This window comes from Pseudoalteromonas sp. TB51 (assembly GCF_000498055.1).
GTDB classification, from domain to species: domain Bacteria; phylum Pseudomonadota; class Gammaproteobacteria; order Enterobacterales; family Alteromonadaceae; genus Pseudoalteromonas; species Pseudoalteromonas atlantica.
Genome location: NZ_AUTO01000309.1, coordinates 1 through 23,479, shown reverse-complemented (window position 1 = coordinate 23,479; position 23,479 = coordinate 1). Strand labels below are relative to the sequence as shown.

Here is a 23,479-nt window from a genome sequence, read left to right as displayed (position 1 = left end):
CTGCTATGCGTCGAATAGAAACCATCCATTTTATTGGTATTGGTGGTGCGGGTATGGGCGGCATTGCTGAAGTACTGGCTTTTGAAGGCTACCGCATTACAGGCTCAGATATAGCGCACAGCGCAATGACCGAACGCTTAATTAAAGCCGGTGCAGAAGTATTTATAGGCCATCACGAAAACAACGTAAAAGATGCCAATGTAGTTGTTGTTTCAAGTGCTATTGACGAAACAAACCCTGAGATTATTGCTGCAAAAGCAGCGCGTATACCGGTAGTTCGCCGTGCAGAAATGCTTGCCGAATTAATGCGTTTTCGCCATGGCATTGCCATTGCGGGCACACATGGTAAAACCACAACAACCAGTTTAATTGCCAGCATTTATGCTCAGGCAGGGCTTGATCCTACTTTTATTATTGGTGGCTTATTAAATAGCGCGGGCAGTAACGCAAAAGTGGGCAAGAGCGACTTTTTAATTGCTGAGGCAGATGAAAGCGATGCATCGTTTTTGCATTTACAGCCTATGGTATCGGTGATCACCAATATTGAAGAAGATCACATGGAAACCTATAGCGGCAGCCTTGAGAAAATGAAAGACACTTATGTGGACTTTATTCATAACCTGCCATTTTATGGCTTAGCCGTAGTGTGCATAGACTCGCAAGTAGCAAGTGAGCTGATCCCGCGTTTTGGTCGCCCTGTGATCACGTATGGCGAGTCAAAAGATGCCGACTACCGCATGAGCGATTTTAGCCAATCAGCAAGTACTTGTACTTTTACAGTGACACATAAAAGCGGTGAAAGCTTAAGTGCAACGCTTAATATGCCAGGTAAGCACAACGCACTTAATGCCACGGCGGCAATTGCAGTGGCTAAAGATCAAAACATTGCTAACCACGCAATTTTAGAGGCGCTGCAAAAATTTGAAGGCATAGGACGACGCTTCCAGCATTATGGCAATTTTGAAAATGAGCGCGGCAATGTCATGCTGGTGGATGATTACGGACATCACCCATCAGAAGTTGCTGCCACCATTGCAGCGGTACGCGAAGGCTGGCCAGAAAAGCGTTTAGTTATGGTTTATCAACCACACAGGTTTACCCGTACACGCGATTTATACGAAGACTTTGTAAAAGTATTAGCAGATGTAGATCAACTTTTATTACTAGATGTGTACAGTGCCGGCGAAGAGCCTATTGTTGGCGCAGACAGTAAAAGCCTGTGCCGCAGCTTACGTCAGCGCGGAAAAGAGCCTCTACATGTAGCAACGAGCGCAGAGCTTGCTGGTGTGCTGGCCGATAACTTACAAAATAACGACTTAGTTTTAACGCAAGGCGCTGGTAATATAGGACAATTGGTTAAAACATTAGCGGCAACAGGTATGTCGGTGGAAAAATTAAAGCAAGGTGAAGTATGACGCAAGAAAACGCGCAATTTGGTAAAGTAGCTGTACTGCTTGGGGGTAACTCAGCAGAGCGCGAAGTGTCACTACGTTCAGGGCAAGCGGTGCTTAATGCACTACAAAATGCCGGCGTTGATGCCATTGCTTTTGACCCGCAAAATCGCTCTTTGTGGGAGCTAAAAGAATTACAGGTCGATCGTGTTTTTATTGCTTTGCATGGCCGTGGTGGCGAAGATGGTACAGTGCAAGGCGCGCTTGAATTTATGAATTTGCCATACACGGGCAGCACTGTATTAGGCTCAGCCTTGGCAATGGATAAAGTCCGTTGTAAGCATTTATTTAAATCTGCAGGGCTAAGCACAGCGCCTTATGCAGTTGTTGATGCTAAAAAAGGCTTTGATGCAAAAGCCATTATGGATGAGTTTAAAAAAGTAATGGTTAAGCCATCGCACGAAGGCTCAAGCATAGGTATGGCGCAAGCAAGTACCGCTCAAGAGCTTGAAGATGCCCTTACACACGCTTTTAAGTTTGATAGCCAAGTATTAGTAGAGCAGTGGATAACTGGGCGCGAATTTACCGTGACGGTATTAGGCGATGAAGTACAGCCTGTGATTGAAATGACGACTCCAAATGGTTTTTACGATTACCAAGCTAAGTATCAATCAAATACAACACAGTATCATTGCCCTGCAGATTTATCGGCGCAAGATACACAGCACTTACAGGCTATCTCGTTAGAGGCGTTTGATTTAGTGGGTGCAAGCGGCTGGGGCCGTGTAGATGCCATGCAAGATGAGCAGGGGAATTTTTATTTATTAGAGGTAAATACAGTCCCTGGCATGACCGAAAAATCGCTGGTACCCATGGCGGCAAAAGCAAATGGGGCAACATTTGAGCAATTAGTTGTTCGCATTTTGGGGCAAACGCTTTAATATGCATCCCCTTTTAGAAAAAGCTCAACAATTAAAACAGCAACTTAACTTTAATTGGTCGCTAATTTTTGGTGTGAGCTTTTTTCTGGTGGTAGTGATTGGGCTCGTGCAAATAACTACCGGTGTATCTGATTGGCTAGTAGAGAACAAAGATGCACAAATAAAGCACTTAACAGTGCTAGGAAAGCCCAAATACACTGACGAAAAGGCCATAATAAAAGCAATAAAAAAGGCCGATTTAAGCAGTTTTTTTGAGCTAGATGTAAAACGCGTACAGCAACTGGTAAAAGATTTACCTTGGGTTGCAACCGTATCGGTACGCAAGCAATGGCCCGATACAATACAAGTGTACGTAGTTGAACACGAAGCCGTAGCCCATTGGAATAGCGATTTACTGCTAAACCAAAGTGGCGATGCCTTTGAAGCAAGTAGCGATAAACTCGCCAATGATTTACCGCAACTTTACGGCCCAGAAGGCAGCGAAAAAGAAGCGTGGATTGCCTTTAAGCAGTTTGACGAAATGCTAAAGGTAAATGCATTAACGTTAAAAAGCTTAGCCCTTTCGGAGCGTTTTTCGTGGCAGTTATGGTTAGATAATGGTGTGCGCTTAAATTTAGGGCGCAAAGATAAAGCAAAGCGAGTACAGCGGTTTATAGATGTGTACCCGCGCATGGAAAAGCGTGCAGATGCACAAATAGATGCAATAGATTTACGCTATGATACCGGCCTTGCAGTTAGCTATAAGCCTGTGCAAGAACAGCAATTACAAAATAAGAGTAAGGCATGACTAAGTCAGCAGAAAGAAACCTAGTGATTGGATTAGACGTTGGTACCTCAAAAGTGGTGGCCACGGTAGGTGAAATCACCGCAGATAACAAGCTCAGCATTGTTGGTGTGGGCAGCCAAGTATCTCATGGTATGGATAAAGGCGGCGTTAACGATTTAAACTTAGTGTCTGAGTCGATTCGCCGAGCAATAGATGAAGCCGAGTTAATGGCTGATTGTCGTATTAGCTCAGTGTACTTAGGGATTTCTGGCAAGCACATACAATGTCAAAACGAAAGCGGCGTGGTTGCTATCAATAATACAGAAGTAACCGATGAAGACATTGAAAATGTAATTCATATAGCGCGCTCTGTGCCCATTTCGGCCGAGCGTAAAATGCTGCATGCATTACCGCAAGAATACAGCATTGATATGCAAGAGGGCATTAAAAACCCCCTTGGTATGAGCGGTGTACGTATGGAAGCACGTGCACACATTATTACTTGCTCAAACGACATGGCTAAAAACATTGAAAAATGTGTTGAGCGCTGTGGTTTAGAGGTTGATCAGCTTATATTTACCGCACTTGCATCGTGTTACTCGGTTTTAACCGATGATGAAAAAGAGCTTGGCGTAGCGGTACTTGATATTGGTGGTGGTACAATGGATATCACTATTTATATTAACGGGGCATTACGTCATTCTTCGGTTATCCCAGTGGCGGGTAATCAAGTAACCGGTGATATTGCAAAAATATTTCGTACACCTATATCACATGCTGAGTCACTCAAAGTACAATATGCATGTGCAAGTAGCCAAATGGCCAGTAACGAAGACACCATAGAAGTACCAAGTGTAGGCGGGCGACCAGCACGATTAATGTCGCGCCATACTTTATCTGAAGTGGTAGAGCCTCGTTTTAGAGAATTATTTGAATTAGCGATGGAAGAAATTCGTCGCTCAGGTTTAGAAGACCAAATTGCGGCAGGCCTCGTTATTACAGGCGGGACTGCTAAAATGACTGGCGCAATGGAAGTGGCTGAAGACATTTTCCAAATGCCAGTGAGAATAGGCAAACCAATCGGGATAGTTGGTTTGACAGACTACGTAGACGATCCTTCGTACGCAACCGCTGTAGGTTTGTTACAATACGGGCGCACTATGCAATCGATGAATGCACAAAAGTCGAAAGCAGAGGATAATAATAATTGGTGGAACCGCATTACTAAATGGTTCCAAGGCGAGTTTTAAAGTACTCAAGTCGGAGAGTAAACATGTTTGATATGATGGAACAACACAGCGAAGAAGCTGTAATTAAGGTAATTGGCGTGGGCGGTGGCGGCGGTAACGCTGTTGAGCACATGGTAAAACAACAAATAGAAGGCGTGCGCTTTATAGCCGCAAATACGGATGNCCGCTGCCGATATTACCGTACAACTAGGCACGCAAATAACCTCAGGGTTAGGTGCAGGTGCAAACCCAGAAGTAGGCCGCGAATCGGCTGAAGAAGATGCAGAAACAATTCGTGCCAGCCTTGAAGGCGCAGATATGGTATTTATTGCTGCCGGCATGGGTGGTGGTACAGGTACTGGTGCTGCACCAGTGGTTGCTAAAATTGCCAAAGAATTAGGTATTTTAACGGTTGCTGTAGTAACGCGTCCTTTTGACTTTGAAGGCAAAAAGCGCGCAGCAGCTGCTGAACAAGGCATTAACGAATTGTCAGAAATTGTAGACTCACTTATTACAATTCCGAACAATAAATTGCTTAAAGTTTTAGGTAAAGGGACTACACTGTTAGATGCCTTCGCTAAAGCAAACGACGTACTTTTTGGTGCGGTTCAAGGTATTGCTGAGTTAATTACACGTTCTGGTTTAATTAACGTGGATTTCGCCGACGTACGTACCGTAATGTCAGCAATGGGTACTGCCATGATGGGCACAGCCTCTGCATCAGGCCCAGATCGTGCTCAAGAAGCTGCAGAAGCGGCTATCTCAAGCCCATTACTAGAAGACGTTGATTTAACCGGTGCTAAAGGTATTTTGGTTAATATTACCGCGGGTATGGACATTGCGATTGAAGAATTTGAAATTGTGGGTAACCACGTTAAAGCGCTAGCGTCTGAAAATGCAACCGTAGTTGTGGGTGCAGTTATTGACCCAGAAATGAGCGACGAGTTACGTGTAACTGTTGTTGCTACGGGGTTAGGCGGCGATCGTCGTCCGCAGTTTGGTATTGTTGATAACGGCTTTAAAAAGGCATCAGGTTCTGATGTAGCAAGTTCATCAAACCAATCTAGCAGCATGTACGTACCAAGCTTTGCAAGCCAAGGCACAAGCACTGAAGAAACGACGCCAAGCACGCAAGTAGAAAGCAAAGAACAAGCGCCATCTACAAGCTCAAGCAACACGGCAAGTTCATCAGCGCAAAACAGTAAAAAAGCGGATAAATCAGAAGGCGGAGATTATTTTGATATTCCGGCTTTTTTACGTAAGCAGGCTGATTAACATTTACTAATGCTTTTGTTTGAAATATGTACAAATATTGAAAGGCAAAAGGATTTATGTTAAACTCCGCCGTCTAACTGTAACTGATTTAAAAGTGAGCGAACCTATGATTAAACAGCGTACGATTGCACAAGTAGTCAAAGCCATAGGAATTGGACTTCATAAAGGTGAGAAGGTCACAATAACTCTCCGACCTGCGAGCGCAAATACCGGGATTGTATTTCGTCGCGTCGACCTTGATCCGGTTGTTGATTTTGAAACAACACCTGAAGCCGTTGGTGATACGCAGCTGTGTACCTGTTTAATTAACAAAGATGGCGTTCGCTTATCAACGACTGAGCACCTAATTGCCGCGGTTGCTGCAATGGGTATCGATAATTTAATTGTTGAATTAGACAGCTCAGAAGTGCCGATTATGGATGGTAGTGCATTACCGTTCATTTATTTGTTACAAAAAGGCGGCATTGAAGAGCAAAATGTTGCGAAACGCTTTATTCGTATAAAAGAAAAAGTACGTATTGAAGAAGGTGATAAATGGGCCGAAGTAGAACCATATGATGGTTTTCACATCGACTTTGAAATTGCCTTTGATCACCCGGCCATTAATGAAAGCCGCCAGCGCATTGGTTTAGATATTACTGCGCAAAGCTTTACTGAAGAAATTAGCCGTGCACGTACATTTGGTTTTATGAAAGACATTGAATACATGCATGCTAATAACCTAGCACTTGGTGGCAGCATGGACAGCGCAGTAGTACTTGATGACTTTAAAGTACTAAACCCAAATGGTTTGCGCTACAGCGATGAATTTGTAAAACACAAAATATTAGACTGTGTGGGCGACATGTTTATGACAGGTCATAACCTACTAGGTAAAGTAACGGCTTATAAATCGGGTCACGATTTAAATAATAAGTTACTTCGCAAAATTATGGCAACAGAGTCAGCATGGGAGTGGGCAACATTTGAAACGCCTGTTACGATGCCTGCACCCGGCCTTGAATTAGCGACGGCCTAATTTAGTATTTTTTAAAAATACACGCTCACAAACAGTTATAAAAAATGACGCTTAATAGCGTCATTTTTTTTGCCTTAAATTAGCGAGTTGCAGCTAATTACTATTAATTTTTAATAATTAACGCGCAGCTTAAAGCGCTAAAATTGTTGGTAACTGTGCCAGTTCAGTTATGGTGTAGGTTGGGCTTATGCCTGCTGGTAACTGCTCGCCTGGGTGCTGTAGCCAACAGGTATCAATACCGGCATTATTGCCTCCTAAAATGTCGCTAGAGGCAGTGTCGCCCACCATTAATATTTTGCTTTTGTCTGGGTTACCCATAAGCTCAAATGTGTGCTCAAAAATAGCCTTGTTAGGCTTAGCAATGCCTACCAGCTCTGATATAACCAGCCAATCAAACATATTTTCAAGGCCGGTATGCGCTAGGCGCAGGGCTTGCAAACGTGCAAAGCCATTAGTAATAATACCCAATCGTGCATGCGGTTTTAAGGCATTTAGTAAATCGATTGCGCCGGGGAGTGGTTCACAAATTTGTGCCATAGCATCTAAAAATGCATCGTTTAGCTCCTTAGCGGGTACCCCTAATTTTACAGCCCACTCGTTAAAGCGGGTTACTTGTAAGTAATCGGCACTAATTTTTCCATCTTGATAATCTATCCACAGCTGCTTATTAGTTTTTTGGTAATGGATGTAATCGGCTTGGGTAAACTCAATGTTGTACGCTTTAAACATGCGGGTCATTCCCGCTAAAATATCAAACCTGAATAGTGTTTCGTCTGCATCAAACAGTACATAACTGTATTTCATTAATTTTCCTGATAAAGGCTAGGGTGTAAAAAAGGAGCCATAGCTAAGGTAAGCGCTTGGGTGTAGGTGCTTTGGCGAGTGGCATGGTTGTTTGTGAGAAGCCCTATCGCGCCGACTTTTTGCTTAACATTATGGGTGTTAAATGCTTTATCCATCACATCGCCAAGCTCTTCTCCGCTTAGCAGCGCGTTATATAACACTTGCGGTAACGGCAGGTTACTGCTGCGTCCTATCGCTTGCTCAGAGCCATTATTAATAACAACATAGGCAAAGGTTGCAGCTCCATAGCTAAATTGCTCTGCACCGCCCTCCATTGCACAGTAGTAATCTGCTTGGTACATGCTTTTACAGTAAGTAACTCGGTTTTGTGCGCCTATACGGGTTTGTTCCTCGCCAATTGGTTGATCGGGAACATTTGAGGGAGCATCAACGCCTTGGCAATCAATTTCATAACTAGGAAAGTACATTGCAAAAATATGTTTTGCAGCGTTAATTTTTACTGGGTTTTTAGAGCCCACAATAATTTTTAATGAGTGCGACACGTTTTCCCTCACTGTTAGCAAAAGCAGCAGTGTACGTCAGAAGTGTAAATCATAAAAGAGGGGCTAAATGGGTATATCTAAAGGGGCTAGGTTTTCAAGAGCACGCTTTTTAACAATAATGTCTTTAATTAGCGGAGTAAGCACCAGCTCCATTGCTAAACCCATTTTACCGCCTGGCACCACAAGGGTATTTATACGCGACATAAAGCTGCCTTCAATCATCTGTAAATAATACGGAAAATCAACGTCATCAATTCCTCTAAAGCGAATAACCACAAAGCTTTCATCTAGCGAAGGAATATCTTTTGCGCTAAATGGGTTTGACGTATCAACCGTTGGCACACGTTGAAAGTTAATATGGGTGCGCGAAAACTGCGGTGTGATGTGGTTAATGTAGTCATCCATACTGCGTACAATTGAGTCCATTACTTTTTCGCGAGAGTGGCCGCGGTCTTGCGTATCGCGGATCAATTTTTGGATCCATTCAAGGTTAATAATAGGCACCATGCCTATAAGCAGATCCACGTGCTTAGCTACATCATGATCTTGATCAACCACGCCACCGTGCAAGCCTTCGTAAAACATTAAATCAGTGTTTGTTTCAAGATCTTGCCAAGGTGTAAAGGTCCCCGGTAATTGATTGTATGGCACTGCTTCGTCAAAGGTATGTAAGTATCGGCGCAATTTGCCTTGGCCTGTTTCGCCGTAGGTACCAAATAAGGTTTCTAATGCGCCAAAGTCATTGGCTTCACGGCCAAAGTAACTTATGTGTTTACCTTCTTGTTGTGCTTCGCGTACTTTTTTATCCATTTCTGGGCGCGTGTAACGATGAAAGCTATCTCCTTCGATAAAAGCCGCATCAATGTTGAGGCTACGAAAAATATGTTTAATTGCATTGGTGGTAGTGGTAGTTCCCGCACCCGACGAACCTGTAATAGCAATGATAGGATGTTTAGCTGACATGTATTTTCTCTTTTTTAGGACCAAGTTAGTTATAAAGAGTTGACTGACTTAGGTCAAGTGACGCCATCGGCAAATAACGTTATCATGAGGTGCTTAAAAATAAAACGAGAGAAAGCATGAAACTTATTAAACCATGGCTTGGGCTAGTCTCTTTAGCGGCGCTAAGCCTTGCTACAGCGCAGGCTAGCATGCCTAAAAGCCAAATATTACTTGCTGATTTAAATACACCCTACGGTATGCAAGTGAGTATAGTGAGCGACAAAAACAGCTATAACAACCAACCTTATTTAACAAACCAGGGTATTTATTTCACCCATGAAGTTATTTCAAGCGAGCAAAGTCAAACCGATATTGCCTATTATGATTTAGCAACCAAGCAAGTAAGCAACTTAACTAATACGCCAGTGAGCGAATATTCGCCCACTGTTATGCCCTCAAAACAAAGTTTATCGGCCATTGTGGTAGAGCAAGATAGCAAACAAAAGTTGTGGCAATACCCACTCGATAATGAGCAAGCACCAAGCCGTATTTTTGATTGGATTGAACCTGTTGGCTACCACGCATGGGGCGCTCAAAACGACTTAGTGATGTTTATTTTAGGTGAGCCACATACATTGCAATATACTTCGGTTGCTGCGGCAAAAGGCGAGGTGGTAGCAAGTAACATAGGGCGTACGCTTATTTATAACAGTAAAACCGCAACATTTTTATTTAGTTACACAAAAAATGATCAGCATATTTTAGCAAGCTTTAACCCGCAATCTAAACAGGTAGAAGATTTACTTAGATTGCCAGAGCAAGTACAAGACTTTATTTTAAAAGATGCTAATACAGTGGCTTATGCGGTTAAAAACCGTGTATATATGCGTAATTTAAGCGGCAGCGATGAGGTTTCTCAATGGCTTAACTTGAGCCCATATTGCGAGACAAACATAACGCGAATGAGTTATAAAAACGACAAACTTGCCTTTGTATGCGATGTAAAATAATTCGGACTTTGCAGCGCGTATAGGCTAATGTAATGCACAATTAAACATTAAAGGGATCACCACGTGGCTTATAGTGCAGATGAGTTAACAGAGCAGCTCATTCAGTTAAAGTGCAGAAGCAACTTTAAAATTAAAAACATTGCTGAGTACATGTTAGCAAATTCTAAAGAAGCAATTTATACCCACAGCGAAGCGGGTAAAGGCAAAATAATTATTCGCCCAGCCTTTGAGGTGTTTAGCGATGATTTTGCAACAATTGATGAGGTAACACGAGTACAAGGTTATTTTCATAGTAGTGAGATGACACGCTTTCCTACACGTATTCACAAAAGTGCGCAGCCGATTCACTATGGTGTGGCCTTTAAAATTAACTCAGAGCAAGCAGCAAAAGACTTTATTGCCAAGCTAACACAGATTATTAACGGGTAAATAAAAGCCGCTGAGTGAGTAACTCAGCGGCTTTTTTAATTATGCATATTTACTTTTAATTAAGCTTACTTGCTTTTTAAAAAGTCATTAACTGATGCCAGTTCACGCTCTTTAAGCGCAATACAGTCATGGGTACTTTCTTCGAGCTTGCTTAGCGTACGCGCGTAGCCCGGTGTTTCTTCAATTTTATCTTTAAAGAATGCTTGCGTGGTTGCTAAACTTTGTTCATCACAACGCGCGGTTGTAAAGTACGGTAAGTTAGGCACAAAAAACGGCGGTAAGCTTTGTGTTACCTTGTCGTAATTGTTGTATATCCACTCAATAAATAGTGCTTGGCGTGGCTCGCTATAACTTTGACCTGCTAAAATAGTGCGCATATCAGATGCGGTTACTTCGTCGGTTAGGGTGTACGCTAATACTTGCTTTTGTAACTGCGCTTTACCCATAAAGCCCATTGCAGCCAGCATGTTTGTGCGTACTTGTGGATCTTTAGTGGTTTTAAAGGTTGCCATAAATTGATCAAGTAAGGCTTTATCCCCATTATAGGCGGCAAGTTTTAAGTAGGTAGCTGCTAAATACGGATCCACTTTTTGCGGATCGTTTAAGTACACTTGCGTTTGCTCTTTTGCTTTGCTGATCACACGTTGATCTTCGCCATCAAAACCTAGTAAGGACACAACACCCGCACGTAGTTGAGATACTGCACCGTCTTCGCCAGCTTGTGCTTCAAGTGAGTATTTTTTAGCTGCAGGCATTACTGCACTGCGAATAAACTCAGGCCATAACGCTTCGTTGCTTTCATCTTTAAAGGTATTTTTTTGCGATACCAAGTAGCCCAGCGCTGTATTTGCAACACGAGGGTGATCATCGCTCACAAATACTTCTAAGGTTTGCATTAACTTAGCCGCCGATATTACACCCGCATCAAGTAGTGCATCAGTGGCAGAGAGCAGCGCTAAACGCTCACGATCATTAAGTGCTTGCGGAGCATGTTTTATTAGTGAATCAAACTGCGCATCGTCCATTACCCAACGGTAATAACCTAGCGCCCCTTCATCGGGATAAATCCACTGTGGCTCAAAATCAAGTGTTAGGGTTTGGCTTTGCTTATTGAGTAAAATACTGGCTGTTTTTACTTTATCGCCAGCGCCATATTTTATCCCAACGGGGACATTCCAAAGCTGTGCGGGTGCATCTACACCAGCATTAGCAAAGCGACTTTGCGATATAGTAATTTTTTTACCGTCTTGTTTTACATCTACAAGCGGAAAGGAAGACTGTTCAATAAATGATTTTAAAACACTCGCAACATCTTTATTAGAAGCTTTACCTAGCGCTTCCCATAAATCGGCTGCTTCGGCGTTTTTATACGAGAATTTTTTTAAGTAACTTTGAATCCCTTTTTGGAATGCGTCTTCACCAATCCAGTTTTCAACCATAGCCAGTACAGCGCTGCCTTTACTGTAGGCAAGCNCCATCCATAATATCGGCTTCGGTTTTAATCGGTTTACGAATCGGCTTAGTGCTTAAGCGAGCATCTAATGCCATTACGTTGTTTTGTGGTAAATCAAGGTGAGATTCAAATTCTGGATTAAGCTGCTTAGTAATCTTTGCCGCCATCCAGCTGGCAAATGCTTCGTTTAACCATAAGTCGTTCCACCACTTCATGGTAACTAAGTTACCGTACCATTGATGGGCAAGCTCGTGAGCAATAATCGACACATTACGCTGTTTTTTACTGCGTGTAGCAGCTGCTAAATCAACCAGTAATATATCTTCGCGGTAGGTTACTAGGCCTGAGTTTTCCATTGCGCCAAAAGGAAACTCGGGTACTGCTACCGAGTCGAGCTTTTTATAAATATAAGGAATACCAAAATACGCCTCAAGTGCAGCAAGTACTTTTGGCATGTTCTCTTTTGCGTAATCAGCTAAATGAATTTTACCCTGCGGGGTAATAACACGCCCTGGAATTGGCATGTCTTTTATTTCAAGCTCTTCAAAAGGGCCCACGGCCATAGCCACTAAATAAGAAGGAATAGGTGGCGTTTTATCAAAGTAATGCGTTGTCATCTCGCCGTTAACTGTGGTTTTAAGCTCTGGCGTATTGGCATAAACCTTTTGAGACGTTGGCGCTGTAATCGTCAACTGAAACGGTATTTTATAACTTGGTTCATCAAATACCGGAAATGCACGGCGTGCATCATTCATTTCAAACTGAGTAAATAAATAAGGTGTACCCTGATCAATTGTTTTGTATAAGCCCACACTTTGGCGATTATACGGCGCCGAAAAATCTATTTTTAGGGTGTACTTACCCGGTTGAATTTGCTCATCACAGCTAAATTTTACTTTTTCTGTTTTTAGCATTTCGTTATTTAAGTCGCAGTTTTTATCGCCTAGTAACTGCGCCATTTTAACAGCGTAAGCCACGCCGTTAAGTTCAATGTAATGAGTGGGTTTTAACACTTCTAGGGCTATTTCTGTCATCCCTGTAAAGGTGTCTTGGCTTGGGTCGAGTGTTAACGACACCTTTTGTGAACTTGGTTTAGCAAGCTTTTCGATAACGAACTCGTTAGCGTTGGCAGTAGTCATTGCTAAAGCAACACTTACTGTTAATAGGCTTTTTAAAAACATAGTGATCCCTAGATTGTTGTTGTTAGAAACTGACTCAAACAGGCATTTCTATGCCCTTAAAAATTGAGATTTAGATATCCTAGCAGTTTTTTTTATGAGAGTAATTTAATAAAGTGGCTGCTTGGATTTAAAATAGTAACAAATAGTGTCAGTGGCTCTGGCGCAGCTTAAAGCGCTGCCAATGCAGCTGTGGGTTAATGGTGCGAATTTGCTGTATTACGTTGTTTAGTAAGGCGGTATCGTCAAATTTATCATTGGGGTATTCGTTAAACCCCATTAAATAATTAAAGGCGTCTTTTGAATTAGCCTGTAATGCGTAAATACGCACTTGTTGCTCAAAATTAAGTCGTAGGCTACTTATGGCGGTTTTCATACCAAGTTGATCAACAGTGGGAATGGCACATTTTTGCAAATAACCCGCACGCTCACCTTCACCAGTAAACCAAATGCGTACTTTTTCGCTGTAACGGCCAGACTTAGCCGGTAAATCAAACAACAAACGTGTGTGATTATGTGCTTTAACAAAGGCAATAAAGTCGTTAAGCCCTGCATCAACTAAGGCTTGATGCACCGGAACCAAGCGTGCTTTTATTTTTCCATTAGTATGAAAATTAAAACATAAAATGCCATTTTTAAGCTCAAGATCGTCAAGCGTTAAGCAGCCAATTTCATCGCTATATGCGCCACTGTAATAGGCAATTAAAGGCAACCAAAAATGCCAATGCTTTGCTTGCTCTCTTGCTACTTTAAAGTCGCCATAAATATAGCCGTTATAAAGCGTATGCAGTTCCATTGCTGAAAAAGGGCGGCGGCCAAGATGGGTTTTCAACGTAATCCCTTGAAATTAATGACATGTTATATTTTATACTTAAAACAGATAAACATGCGAGTATCGATTTTAGTATTTATGTTTTTAGCTACAAAACAAAAACACCCACTTAAAAAGCAGGTGTTGTATTCACTATTTAATTTATAGTGGCAGTTATTCGCTAAGTGCGCGTGCTAAGCCAACAGGCTCTATTTCTACACACACTTGGTCGTCATTCCAATTTAAACCAACTAATGCGCTGTCTTCGTTTAAATCTTCTACCCACTCATCTAAAAATTCATCTAAATTAATTTCTACAGGCGTAAATTCTTGCCACTCTTCTTTACACTGGGCTTTTGCTGCGTCTTCGCTTTCCCATAAAAGCAGTACATCCGTTTCGGCAAACTGGTTAGATTCGCACACTACAAAGCCGCCGTCGTCGCCACCTAACGCCCACACTTGCTCGCTTAAACGTACTTTTTCTACAAAGCTAACTAGTTGTGATTCAATTTCAATATCGCTCATGTGTTTACCTTATTTGTTTAGAGTCTGGGATCGGTGCTTACTGCAGCTTGACGCGTGCCATAGTCGTTATAAAAACTGACTAAAGCAGCGTGTTGGCTAAAGTCTGTTAATTCACGAAAGCAAATCCAATCAAGTAGGCAGTATAAACTGATGTTAAGGCATTCACAGCCTTTAAATTCATCATCGTTTAAATGACTATTTAAATAGCTTAATGTTTGTGCAATTCGTTCGTTTTGCAGATTAAAAAATAATTTATCGTCGCTAGTATCAAACCCTGAGCGTCTGCTAAGTGCTAATTCTACTAACGAGTCGTTACAGGCGTTAATAATATTTAGTAGGTGCTCTTGCGACCAGCTTAGTGGTGTTTTACCAGCCTTGGCGATAAGGTAACGTAAAATAATGGTTGAATCGCTTAGCGTTAAATCACCATCAATTAAAACCGGTATTTTTCTTCCTGGGTTGTTACTGGCTAAGGTAGGGCGGTCTTGCTCAGAAAAAATATCTAGGTTTACTAGCGCTAAGTCAACATTGTTTTGTGCTGCCCACATTCTTACTCTGCGCGCAAATGGAGAAGGGTTAGATCCTATAAGTTTCATAATTGCTCCTAAAAAAAGCCGCATAAGCGGCTTTTTGTGTTGCGATAAGTCAACGTTATTCTGAACGGCTTGTCACTTCTAGTAAGTGATAGCCAAACTGTGTTTGTACAGGGCCTTGTACTTGATTAATTGGCGCTGAAAATACAACTTTATCAAACTCAGGTACCATCATACCTGGGCCAAACTCGCCAAGTGCTCCGCCGTCTTGACCAGAAGGACAGTTTGAATATGTTTTTGCAAGCTCTGCAAAGTCTTCGCCTTGTTCAATCTTAGCTTTTAAATCTAAGCACTCTGCTTCGCTGTCTACTAAAATGTGCCTTGCACTTGCCACTGCCATAAAATCTCCTGTTTAAAGTTGGTGTATTTAACCATTAAAGCCAGTCTAGTTAGTTTTAACTCGCAGTACCAGTATAAACTTAATTGATGAGTAGCGTATTTTCAATTGCATCAATTAATTCTTTTGAATTAGGAGCTACTTTACTGTTAAAGCGTTTAATTGTTTTGCGATCAGCTGAAACTAAATATTTATAAAAGTTCCAGTTAGGTGAGCTGGTTTGTGCGTTTAAGTGTTTAAATATTGGATTTGCATCACTGCCGCGAACTTCGCTGGTAGTAAACATAGTAAAAGTAACGCCGTAATTAATAAAACACACTTTTGCTATGTCTTTTTCATCGTTTTCTTCTTGAAAAAAATCATCAGATGGAAAACCCAATACCACTAAACCTTTGTCTTTGTATTGTTGGTGTACTTTTTCAAGGCCTTCAAATTGAGATGTAAAACCACAGTTGCTAGCCGTATTTACAATGAGCAAAGGGCGGTTTTTAAATTGGCATAAGTTTAAGGATTCTTTTGAGCGCAGCTTACGTATCTCTACATTTGTAAAGTCTTCACATTGTTGTTGCTGCTGTTGTTTGCTGGGTAACGTGTCATTTGCTTGGGCAGCTAAGCTCGTAATAAAAATACTGAGCCCTAGTATCGTTTTTTTTAACATACTCAACGCCTAAATTTATAATTGTTTGACTAGTCTATCTTACGCTAATATGCACAAAAGTGATCAACAATATTAAGCTGTTATGACTACACGTTTAGCCACTATAGAAGATTTACCTGCCATTGTCGCAATATACAACGAAACAGTCGCCTCGCGTATGGTGACCGCCGATACCGAAGAAGTATCGGTACAGAGCAAACGTGAGTGGTTTAATAGCCACACCGGTAAACGGCCTATTTATGTTTATTGCGAAAATGACCAAGTACTTGCCTGGCTAAGTTATAAATCGTTTTATGGGCGCCCCGCATACGATGGCACCGTCGAAATGAGCATTTATATTACCAAAGCGGCGCAAGGTAAAGGACTTGGCAAAAAGCTGATGGAGTTTGCCCAAATAGAGGCTAAACAGCTAGGAATTGATGTATTGCTTGGTTTTATATTTAGCCACAACTTACCAAGTATTAAGTTATTCAAGCACTTTGGTTTTAGCGTATGGGGTGAGTTGCCTCATATCGCGGTAATGGATAACACGCGCTACAGTTTAACAATATTCGGTAAGCATCTACCAAAATAGTTGTGGAGCTTATCGGTAAAAAAATCAAAATTAAGTCTAACAACCTATACCAACTAAGAAATTATAGGCTACGCTATTAACATATAAAGTGTTTACGATAGTGTGGCTTAATGAGTCGAAAAATTTTAATTGTAGATAGCAGCAGTGTTATCGCAATGAGAGTGAAAGTTTTACTAGAATTGATAGGTTGTGAGGCTGAGCTCGTTCATTACTCTATGATTGATTTATACTCTAACACCAGCCAGTATGACTTGGTAATTGGTGCTTACGGAGTGCCGTGTGAAGTAATAAAGTCGTTAGCTCAAAAAATCTCACAAGACCGCTGTGTATTACTTGCCCCTAAAGCCGAAAGCGGTGAGCAACTTAGCGCATTTAGCGAGCTTAATAAGCTAGTCCCAGATGCAACGGTTATTTATCCGTTTTTTTCAAATAAAGAAATTACCTCATTACTCGAAAACCTCTTAGAGCTTGGCTCTAGCCACGTTTTAAAACTCCCCACTATTTTACTTGTTGATCATATGCCTGAGCGCCTTGAAAAAATGAAAAGTAATTTAGTCGGGGCGCATATCAAAACGCTAACCGCAACCAGCGCAACCGAAGCGGTGGCAGTGGCTAATGAAAACAGTATAGATATTTTAATTAGCGATTTTAGCTTTGAAGATGGCACCGGTTTAAATATTTTTTCTGCTATTAAAATGTCTCAGCCAGATTGCCGATGCTTATTGTTTACCGCACGCCCTGAGCAAGTTTCAATGATTGAGGCAATTCGTAAAGGGGTCGAAGATGTTTTAATAAAGCCTCTAACCGATAGCGTACTGCTGCAATCGGTACATAAATTGTGGCAAACAGAGCTTTTAAAACGCCGTAACGCTGAGCTAGTTGAGCGTTTACAAGATACCGTTGATGCATTAATCGAAAAAGACAGCCTACTACAAGTTATTTATAAAAATACGCCTGACGCCATTATGTTATTTGAGCGCAGCGGCAAAGTAATAGAAGCAAACGATGCCTGCTTAAGGCTGTTTAAGCTACCCTTTGACAAACTCGCGGGTTTTTCGGTATTTGAATTTTTAGATGAGGAATCAAGTGCTGAAATAAAAAATAAAATCAGCACACTCAATCGTAACCGCCAATTTAGTAGCGACCTACGTTTGCAAAAAACAGACGGCGGGTATATTCCGCTGGTTGGCTCGTTTAACGAAATAGACCACCATGGCGAAATTGCGTTAGCGGTTATATTTAAAAATGTAACTCACTTAAAACAAAAAGAAGAATTACTCCTTGAAGCCAAAGACCTACTTGAGGAGCAAGTGCGAGCTCGTACTTCGCAGCTAGAGCATGCTAAAAATGTGGCCGAAGCTGCCAATTTAAGCAAATCAGAATTTTTGGCTAACATGTCGCACGAGTTACGCACCCCTATGCACTCTATATTAAGCTTTTCTCGATTTGGTTTGAGTAAGTTAGAAGCGGGCGATTTTGCTAAAGATAAACTCTTAAAATATTTATCCCGTATTGAAAGCAGCGGCGAGCGTTTACTGTCGTTATTAAACAACTTACTTGATTTATCTAAATTGGATGTAGGGAAATTTCCATTTAACCCACGTCCATACAATATAGAAAGCATTATAAAAACCAGTATTGATGATGTCTCTGGTACGGCTATGGAAAAAGAAATTGAAATTGTTTTTTCAAAACCCGGGCCAGTGGTTGTGCAGTGTGATGAAGAGCAAATTAATCAGCTATTGCGCAATGTTTTAGGTAACGCACTTAAATTTAGCGAACCTAAAAGTCGTATTGAAGTGAACTTAATGGCTGATCAAGATAGCGCCATTATTGATGTAGTAGACAATGGAATAGGTATACCTGAGGATGAATTAGAGCACGTGTTTACTAAATTTGTACAAAGCAGCAAAACGAACAGTGGTGCTGGTGGTACTGGTTTAGGGCTTGCGCTTTGTAGAGAGTTTGTAGCGCTTCATCAAGGCGAAATTACGGCAAGTAATAATAGCGATGGTGGTGCAACAATTAGGATTCAGGTACCCCTAGAAATAGATTTAGATGAGCATTTAGCCGATGATAAGCTAGCAGTGCAAGATAGCTAATTATATGTGTAATTAATGTTTAAATAATATTTAATTGGATGATGAAAATATGGCCTTAACTAAAATTCTTGCTGTAGATGATGAACCTTTCAACCTTGAAATTATTGAAGAAATTTTAGAAGATCTTGATTTCGAATTACAAGTTGCCACAAGCGGCCCTGAGTGTTTAGCCATGGTTGAAGGCTATATGCCCCAAGTTATTTTACTTGATGTAAGTATGCCGCAAATGAATGGCTACGAAGTGTGTAAAGCATTAAAGGCGAATCCGAATACCGCGCATATAATTGTTATGTTTGTTTCCGCTAGAGGAACGGTTGAAGAGCGTATGGAAGGTTACTCAGTAGGTGCTGAGGATTACATTGTAAAACCGTTTGGGCATGATGAGCTTAAATCAAAACTTAAAAACTTAAACCAAGTATTAATAGAAAAGCAAAGCCTTGAAAAACAAGTAGAAGATGCAACATCTACGGCATTTAACGCTATGGCAAACAGTAGCGAAATGGGGCAAATAGTTAACTACATTGAAAACATTGGTTTTATTAATAATCCGCAAGATTTAGGTAAAGCCTTAATAGACTGCTTACAAACGTTTGACCTACAAAGTAATGTTGAATTTAGACATGGCGATACAATAGAGCACTTTGCCCTTAATGGAGTGTGTTCACCTATTGTAATTGAGCTGTTTGATATGCTTAAAAACAAAGGTCGCTTACATGAGTTTTCTCACCGAATATTAGTTAACTACGAGATGATTAGCTTGTTAATTCTGAACATGCCAGATCACGACCCAGATAAACACGGGCGTATTCGTGACCACGTTTGTTTTATTGTCAGTGTGACTGAACAGCAGTTACGTGCAATTATGACCAAGCAAATGCTTGAGTCGCAGCAGCAAAAGCTAAATGATGTAGCCAGCACAGTGCATAGTAAGTTTCATGGCTTGATTGGGTTACTAAACGAAAACCGCGAAAGTAACGAAAAAGTATTCAAGCAATTACAAGAAGACCTTGAAGTGCGCATACCCACAATGGGATTAGATGAAGACCAAGAGGTATTTATTTATAAAAAAGTGGACGAAACTATTCAAAATTCAATTGCCAGAGAAGAGTCGGTTAAACAAGTTAAAGCCGCCTTTGCTGAAATTGAACAAGATTTATCTTTGTTACTTAAAAAATAAACCTTTCACAATAAGGCTCACCTGAGTGATTTACGCATCACGAGGTAAGCCTTTTTCGACAATTCTAATTAGGCGCTGTGTTTTACGAAGTTGTTCTCGTTGTTTATTATTTTGTTGCTCAAGCGCCCACTCTATATGCTCTTTTACTAGCTGCGAGCTAGACTCATGTTTGCTTTCTAAAGCGTTAATAATGCTAGGGCTAAAATCGGCATTGCCTAAACCCACCGCTAAATTACGCAACCAACGTTCGTGTCCAATACGGCGAATTGGGCTGCCTTCGGTATTTTTTAAAAATGTAGGTTCGTCCCAGGTAAATAGCTCAAGTAAGTCTTTGTTTTTTAATTGCGTACGGGGATGAAAGTCTTGCTCATCGGTAATTTGACCATAACGGTTCCATGGGCAAACCAATTGGCAATCGTCGCAGCCATAAACTCGGTTCCCCAATAATGCACGGTATTGCTCAGGTATAGGCCCTTGGTGCTCAATGGTTAAGTACGAAATACATTTACGTGCATCTACCACATACGGCTCAACAATTGCGCCTGTTGGGCAAAGCGTAATGCAAGCAACGCATTTTCCGCAGCCTTCAAACGTGTTTTCATTATCTATTGGCAGGGGTAAATCAACAAAAAGCTCACCTAAAAAAAACCACGACCCAGCTTCTTGGTTTATTAATAAAGAGTGTTTACCTCGCCAGCCCAATCCCGCTTTTTCAGCCAGTTGGCGCTCAAGCACAGGCGCAGAGTCTACAAATGGCCTAAAACCGTAATCGCCAATTTCTTGCTCTATTTTTTGGCCCAGCTTTTTTAGTCGGTTGCGCATTAATTTGTGATAGTCACGCCCTAATGCGTAGCGGCTAATATAGGCTTTTTCGGTGTTTTTTAGTGTTTTGGCAAAACTAGCATCAGGGGGCAGGTAGTTCATTTTTACCGAAATAACCCGCTGGGTGCCAGGGACTAGTTCAGCAGGGCGTGCGCGTTTCATGCCGTGGGCTGCCATATAATCCATAGAGCCATGGTAGCCCGCATCTAACCAGCGCTGTAATTGTGCTTCGTGTTTAGATAGGTCTATATCGGTAATACCCACCTCACTAAAGCCGAGTTCTTGGCCCCAGGCTTTAATATTTTTTGCTAGCTGTTGATAGTTGGGGGTTGAGTTACTCACACACATTACACACTTAAATAATTAGCTGCGTAATTTACCATATTTATAAAGCGCTGTTGAATGTTGCCAGTTAAAATATTAAGGCAATATAGCGCTCGGCTTTTGTTTTGTAATTGCTTATTGCACAAAGCGCTTTAATTGCTGTTGCGTTTGTTGGCTAAGTGCATGTGATTGCTGGCTATTACTTAGTGCATGATCAATAGCGCTTTTAGCTTGCTCGCCTAAGGTAACAATTTGCTCTACGGATTGGTGAGTGTGCTGCTGCGCTTGCTTTAGCGTATGCACCGCATCCGCTATTTGCTGTAGCTGTTGTTGGTTTTGTTCAAACTCACCTAGCATTGTTTTAAACCCTTCAGAGGTATTACTAATGGCGCTTTGTGCGGTACTTGAGTGGCTAATTAACTGCTCACTTTCTTGGTTGGTTTCGTTAACCAGTTCATTCATTTGGTTAATAAAGTCGCTTATTTGTCGGGTTGCGCCACTTACTTTTACCGATAAGGTACGTACTTCATCAGCAACAACTGCAAACCCTCTGCCAGCTTCACCAGCGCGTGCCGCTTCAATGGCAGCGTTTAGTGCCAGTAAATTAGTTTGATCCGAAAACTCCTCAACCATTTTTAAAATGCTGCGAATGTTTTCGCTGTTTTCTTTAAGGCCAGACACCGTTTTAGAAAATCTTTGCAGCAAGGTACCAATAAGCGACACTTTATCGACTAAGCTTGCAAGCTCTTGCGACGAAAGCTTAACAAAGTCTAAGTGCTCGCTGTTAACGCTATGCACGCTGTCGGTATTGCTCACTATGCCCTCTAAGCTTTGCACTATTTGGTTACTCGCATTAATAATATTGTGGCTTAGCTGAGTTTGCTGCTCACTTAACTGCTGCGTATTTTGCATAGCGGTATTTACATCAACATTACTTTGCTCACTGGCTTTAGCGCTGGCGTGAGTTGTACTTAGTAAATCACTTAAGTGGTTAGTAAATAAGTTATATTGCGTACTTAGTTCTTTAAATTCGTCAAAAGAAAATTGCGGTAAGTTGGCGGCTAAATTAGCCTCTTGCTGGTTTATGTTTACTAAAGTGTCGCACATAGCTTTTACAGGGCGCACTATTAAATAGCGCATATAAAAAATAGTAAAGGCAAAGCCCGCTACAATAACCAAGGTTAACAACCAAAATGCGCTAGTACTGTGCTGCTCGCTTAAGCTTTGATATAACCAAAATAAGGTAATGGCCTGAAACAAAAAAACAAAGCTTAAGTTGCCCACTATTTTACGCGTAAGCGTATAAAAAAATGTTTGCTCAATATAATTATAAAATTGCATTACACCACTCATTTTTTGCTTACCCATCTAGGGCGTGTTGACCTTTGATGGTTGAATTTGCAGCAGTATGTTTGGCTTTTAGGCAAGGCAGAGCCTATGAAGTGTGGTTATTCCCCATAAATAGGCGATAACGCTGCATAAATGCCAAACATGCGCTGCCCTTTGGGTTCTGCCTAAGGGCGATAAACTCTTTGTTGCCTACATGGATGTAGGTAAGGGGCGTGAGCAGGACGCGGAAGCTTTGCTCGGTTTTTACTTAGCCCACTAGGTTACAAGCCTCGCGCCGCGATTTAATCGCCCCTAGATTGAACAAATTTCAATCCGCAAAGATCATCACGCCCTAGCTAGATTATCGACTAAGTTACCGTTAACTCAAGTAATAATGTTTGCTAAATATTTTTTAGAACGAGCGGGGTAATTAGTAAAAATACCATGCACCCCAATTTTTATCATAAAATCCATGTCTTCTGGCCTATCTACGGTGTAGGCATAAACTTGCAGGCCTCGTGCTATGGCATCATCTACAAAAGCTTTATTTACAAAGCTTTTGTCTACATGAACACTATACGCATTTAACTGTTGAGCAAACTGTGCATAATTTAACGGAATTGATGAGGTTAACGCGCCAATGTGTAACCACGGTAACCTATTTTTAAGCCAGTGAATTTGATGGTGATCAAACGACGACACTAAAATATTACCTTTAGTAATAACGCTTTTAGCAATATTGTTGTTTAAAATAGTGGCAAACTTTTCAAGCGCAAAGGTATGTTTAAGCTCTATATTGAGTAATGTTTTATTGTTATTCCAATCAAGTAATTGCTGTAGAGTGGGGATTTGCTCGCCGTTACCGGCATCCAACAGACTAAGTTGCTGCGCCGTAAAGTCGCTTACTTTACCGTGCCCGCTGGTGGTTCTATCTAGCCACGAGTCGTGTATGAGCATATAGTCATCAAGCGCACTTTGAATATCAACTTCAATGCCATCTACCCCTACATTTAACGCTTCTAAAATAGCGCGTTTAGTGTTTTCAGGGTAATTGCCGCTTGCCCCTCGGTGCGCAAATATTTTCATTTTCTAGCCTTTTGAGTAATAGACCATGTTTCAAAACAGGCTGCACTGACTATGAGTGCACCGCCAATAAGTGTTAGTAGCGTTGGCCGCTCATGAATAATAACAATAGCCAACAAAGTGCCGTAAAGCGGCTGCAAGCACGAAATTAACCCCGCAGTAGCTG

General features: G+C 41.4%; 22 protein-coding genes and 2 pseudogenes. 11 read left to right on the top strand and 13 right to left on the bottom strand.

Features of this window, described 5'->3' with window-relative positions:
- The first annotated feature begins 5 nt into the window (after nt 1–5).
- From murC to lpxC, 6 genes and pseudogenes are all read left to right on the top strand, one after another.
- A complete protein-coding gene (murC, locus tag L650_RS0118845) occupies nt 6–1,415 on the top strand; it encodes a UDP-N-acetylmuramate--L-alanine ligase (protein ID WP_411157029.1) in 1,410 nt (469 codons plus the stop codon).
- Nucleotides 1,412–2,332 carry a D-alanine--D-alanine ligase gene (locus L650_RS0118840; RefSeq protein ID WP_024033298.1) on the top strand — a complete coding sequence of 307 codons (921 nt, stop codon included), beginning with the start codon at nt 1,412–1,414 and terminating at the stop codon, nt 2,330–2,332. The genes murC and L650_RS0118840 overlap by 4 nt, the downstream gene beginning before the upstream one ends.
- Nucleotide 2,333: 1 nt before the next feature.
- A complete protein-coding gene (locus L650_RS0118835; RefSeq protein ID WP_004589419.1) occupies nt 2,334–3,119 on the top strand; it encodes a cell division protein FtsQ/DivIB in 786 nt (261 codons plus the stop codon).
- Entirely contained in the window at nt 3,116–4,348 is a 1,233-nt protein-coding gene (ftsA, locus tag L650_RS0118830) for a cell division protein FtsA (protein WP_004589420.1), read from the top strand. Before L650_RS0118835 ends, ftsA begins: the two co-directional genes overlap by 4 nt.
- Before the next feature lie 23 nt (nt 4,349–4,371).
- Nucleotides 4,372–5,602: pseudogene (ftsZ, locus tag L650_RS0118825) on the top strand (cell division protein FtsZ).
- Nucleotides 5,603–5,708: 106 nt separating this feature from the next.
- A complete protein-coding gene (gene lpxC / locus L650_RS0118820) occupies nt 5,709–6,620 on the top strand; it encodes a UDP-3-O-acyl-N-acetylglucosamine deacetylase (RefSeq protein ID WP_004589422.1) in 912 nt (303 codons plus the stop codon).
- A gap of 129 nt (nt 6,621–6,749) precedes the next feature.
- Here the strand turns inward: lpxC and yjjG are convergent, their stop codons facing one another.
- The 3 genes from yjjG to L650_RS0118805 form a co-directional block, all read right to left on the bottom strand.
- Nucleotides 6,750–7,424 carry a pyrimidine 5'-nucleotidase gene (yjjG, locus tag L650_RS0118815; RefSeq protein ID WP_004589423.1) on the bottom strand — a complete coding sequence of 225 codons (675 nt, stop codon included), beginning with the start codon at nt 7,422–7,424 and terminating at the stop codon, nt 6,750–6,752.
- Nucleotides 7,424–7,966, bottom strand: a complete 543-nt coding sequence (gene yjjX, locus L650_RS0118810; protein WP_029774057.1) for an inosine/xanthosine triphosphatase — start codon at nt 7,964–7,966, stop codon at nt 7,424–7,426. The genes yjjG and yjjX overlap by 1 nt, the downstream gene beginning before the upstream one ends.
- Before the next feature lie 63 nt (nt 7,967–8,029).
- The gene (locus L650_RS0118805) at nt 8,030–8,929 is read right to left on the bottom strand and encodes a phosphoribulokinase (protein WP_004589425.1); all 900 of its coding nucleotides are present in this window, start codon (nt 8,927–8,929) and stop codon (nt 8,030–8,032) included.
- Between the two features lie 116 nt (nt 8,930–9,045).
- On the opposite strand from L650_RS0118805, the gene L650_RS0118800 reads away from it, so the two are divergent.
- Nucleotides 9,046–9,918: a hypothetical protein gene (locus tag L650_RS0118800; protein ID WP_029774056.1), complete on the top strand. Its 873-nt coding sequence runs from the start codon at nt 9,046–9,048 to the stop codon at nt 9,916–9,918.
- Between the two features lie 63 nt (nt 9,919–9,981).
- Nucleotides 9,982–10,347: a hypothetical protein gene (locus L650_RS0118795; RefSeq protein ID WP_004589427.1), complete on the top strand. Its 366-nt coding sequence runs from the start codon at nt 9,982–9,984 to the stop codon at nt 10,345–10,347.
- Nucleotides 10,348–10,412: 65 nt separating this feature from the next.
- Here L650_RS0118795 and L650_RS0118790 read toward each other — a convergent pair.
- The 6 genes and pseudogenes from L650_RS0118790 to L650_RS0118765 all read right to left on the bottom strand — a co-directional run bounded on the left by L650_RS0118790 (nt 10,413) and on the right by L650_RS0118765 (nt 15,902).
- Nucleotides 10,413–12,981 (bottom strand): annotated as a pseudogene (locus L650_RS0118790) (M1 family metallopeptidase).
- A gap of 148 nt (nt 12,982–13,129) precedes the next feature.
- Nucleotides 13,130–13,810: a hypothetical protein gene (locus L650_RS0118785; RefSeq protein ID WP_029774055.1), complete on the bottom strand. Its 681-nt coding sequence runs from the start codon at nt 13,808–13,810 to the stop codon at nt 13,130–13,132.
- Between the two features lie 153 nt (nt 13,811–13,963).
- On the bottom strand, nt 13,964–14,314 hold the full coding sequence (locus L650_RS0118780; protein WP_004589430.1) for a DUF2750 domain-containing protein: 351 nt from the start codon (nt 14,312–14,314) through the stop codon (nt 13,964–13,966).
- A 17-nt stretch (nt 14,315–14,331) separates the two neighbouring features.
- Nucleotides 14,332–14,910: a glutathione S-transferase family protein gene (locus L650_RS0118775; protein WP_029774054.1), complete on the bottom strand. Its 579-nt coding sequence runs from the start codon at nt 14,908–14,910 to the stop codon at nt 14,332–14,334.
- A gap of 55 nt (nt 14,911–14,965) precedes the next feature.
- Nucleotides 14,966–15,247, bottom strand: coding sequence for a peptidylprolyl isomerase (locus L650_RS0118770; RefSeq protein WP_004589432.1), 282 nt, complete (start codon nt 15,245–15,247; stop codon nt 14,966–14,968).
- A gap of 79 nt (nt 15,248–15,326) precedes the next feature.
- The gene (locus tag L650_RS0118765; RefSeq protein WP_029774053.1) at nt 15,327–15,902 is read right to left on the bottom strand and encodes a glutathione peroxidase; all 576 of its coding nucleotides are present in this window, start codon (nt 15,900–15,902) and stop codon (nt 15,327–15,329) included.
- 82 nt (nt 15,903–15,984) lie between these two features.
- Between L650_RS0118765 and L650_RS0118760 the strand changes: the two genes are divergently transcribed.
- The 3 genes from L650_RS0118760 (at nt 15,985) to L650_RS0118750 (ending at nt 19,755) form a co-directional block, all read left to right on the top strand.
- Complete coding sequence (locus tag L650_RS0118760; RefSeq protein WP_029774052.1) at nt 15,985–16,476, top strand: GNAT family N-acetyltransferase; 492 nt, start codon at nt 15,985–15,987, stop codon at nt 16,474–16,476.
- Nucleotides 16,477–16,586: 110 nt separating this feature from the next.
- Nucleotides 16,587–18,578 (top strand): ATP-binding protein, encoded by a 1,992-nt coding sequence (locus L650_RS0118755; protein ID WP_029774051.1) that lies wholly within the window; start codon nt 16,587–16,589, stop codon nt 18,576–18,578.
- A 49-nt stretch (nt 18,579–18,627) separates the two neighbouring features.
- The gene (locus tag L650_RS0118750) at nt 18,628–19,755 is read left to right on the top strand and encodes a PleD family two-component system response regulator (RefSeq protein WP_024033288.1); all 1,128 of its coding nucleotides are present in this window, start codon (nt 18,628–18,630) and stop codon (nt 19,753–19,755) included.
- Nucleotides 19,756–19,785: 30 nt separating this feature from the next.
- Here L650_RS0118750 and queG read toward each other — a convergent pair whose 3' ends face one another.
- The 4 genes from queG to L650_RS0118725 form a co-directional block, all read right to left on the bottom strand.
- A complete protein-coding gene (queG, locus tag L650_RS0118745) occupies nt 19,786–20,919 on the bottom strand; it encodes a tRNA epoxyqueuosine(34) reductase QueG (protein ID WP_029774050.1) in 1,134 nt (377 codons plus the stop codon).
- Nucleotides 20,920–21,036: 117 nt separating this feature from the next.
- Nucleotides 21,037–22,254 carry a methyl-accepting chemotaxis protein gene (locus L650_RS0118735; protein WP_029774049.1) on the bottom strand — a complete coding sequence of 406 codons (1,218 nt, stop codon included), beginning with the start codon at nt 22,252–22,254 and terminating at the stop codon, nt 21,037–21,039.
- A 360-nt stretch (nt 22,255–22,614) separates the two neighbouring features.
- On the bottom strand, nt 22,615–23,316 hold the full coding sequence (locus L650_RS0118730; RefSeq protein ID WP_029774048.1) for a glycerophosphodiester phosphodiesterase: 702 nt from the start codon (nt 23,314–23,316) through the stop codon (nt 22,615–22,617).
- Nucleotides 23,313–23,479 (bottom strand): EamA family transporter (locus L650_RS0118725; RefSeq protein WP_029774047.1); only part of this gene is annotated, 167 nt, incomplete at its 5' end. The genes L650_RS0118730 and L650_RS0118725, both read right to left, overlap by 4 nt.

Bases quoted from the DNA above. Each gene is read 5' to 3' on its own strand.
- murC (WP_411157029.1), top strand. From the start codon at position 6: ATGCGTCGAATAGAAACCATCCATTTTATTGGTATTGGTGGTGCGGGT.
- L650_RS0118840 (WP_024033298.1), top strand. From the start codon at position 1,412: ATGACGCAAGAAAACGCGCAATTTGGTAAAGTAGCTGTACTGCTTGGG.
- L650_RS0118835 (WP_004589419.1), top strand. From the start codon at position 2,334: ATGCATCCCCTTTTAGAAAAAGCTCAACAATTAAAACAGCAACTTAAC.
- ftsA (WP_004589420.1), top strand. From the start codon at position 3,116: ATGACTAAGTCAGCAGAAAGAAACCTAGTGATTGGATTAGACGTTGGT.
- lpxC (WP_004589422.1), top strand. From the start codon at position 5,709: ATGATTAAACAGCGTACGATTGCACAAGTAGTCAAAGCCATAGGAATT.
- yjjG (WP_004589423.1), bottom strand. From the start codon at position 7,424: ATGAAATACAGTTATGTACTGTTTGATGCAGACGAAACACTATTCAGG.
- L650_RS0118805 (WP_004589425.1), bottom strand. From the start codon at position 8,929: ATGTCAGCTAAACATCCTATCATTGCTATTACAGGTTCGTCGGGTGCG.
- L650_RS0118800 (WP_029774056.1), top strand. From the start codon at position 9,046: ATGAAACTTATTAAACCATGGCTTGGGCTAGTCTCTTTAGCGGCGCTA.
- L650_RS0118780 (WP_004589430.1), bottom strand. From the start codon at position 14,314: ATGAGCGATATTGAAATTGAATCACAACTAGTTAGCTTTGTAGAAAAA.
- L650_RS0118775 (WP_029774054.1), bottom strand. From the start codon at position 14,910: ATGAAACTTATAGGATCTAACCCTTCTCCATTTGCGCGCAGAGTAAGA.
- L650_RS0118770 (WP_004589432.1), bottom strand. From the start codon at position 15,247: ATGGCAGTGGCAAGTGCAAGGCACATTTTAGTAGACAGCGAAGCAGAG.
- L650_RS0118765 (WP_029774053.1), bottom strand. From the start codon at position 15,902: ATGTTAAAAAAAACGATACTAGGGCTCAGTATTTTTATTACGAGCTTA.
- L650_RS0118760 (WP_029774052.1), top strand. From the start codon at position 15,985: ATGACTACACGTTTAGCCACTATAGAAGATTTACCTGCCATTGTCGCA.
- L650_RS0118755 (WP_029774051.1), top strand. From the start codon at position 16,587: ATGAGTCGAAAAATTTTAATTGTAGATAGCAGCAGTGTTATCGCAATG.
- L650_RS0118750 (WP_024033288.1), top strand. From the start codon at position 18,628: ATGGCCTTAACTAAAATTCTTGCTGTAGATGATGAACCTTTCAACCTT.
- L650_RS0118735 (WP_029774049.1), bottom strand. From the start codon at position 22,254: ATGAGTGGTGTAATGCAATTTTATAATTATATTGAGCAAACATTTTTT.
- L650_RS0118730 (WP_029774048.1), bottom strand. From the start codon at position 23,316: ATGAAAATATTTGCGCACCGAGGGGCAAGCGGCAATTACCCTGAAAAC.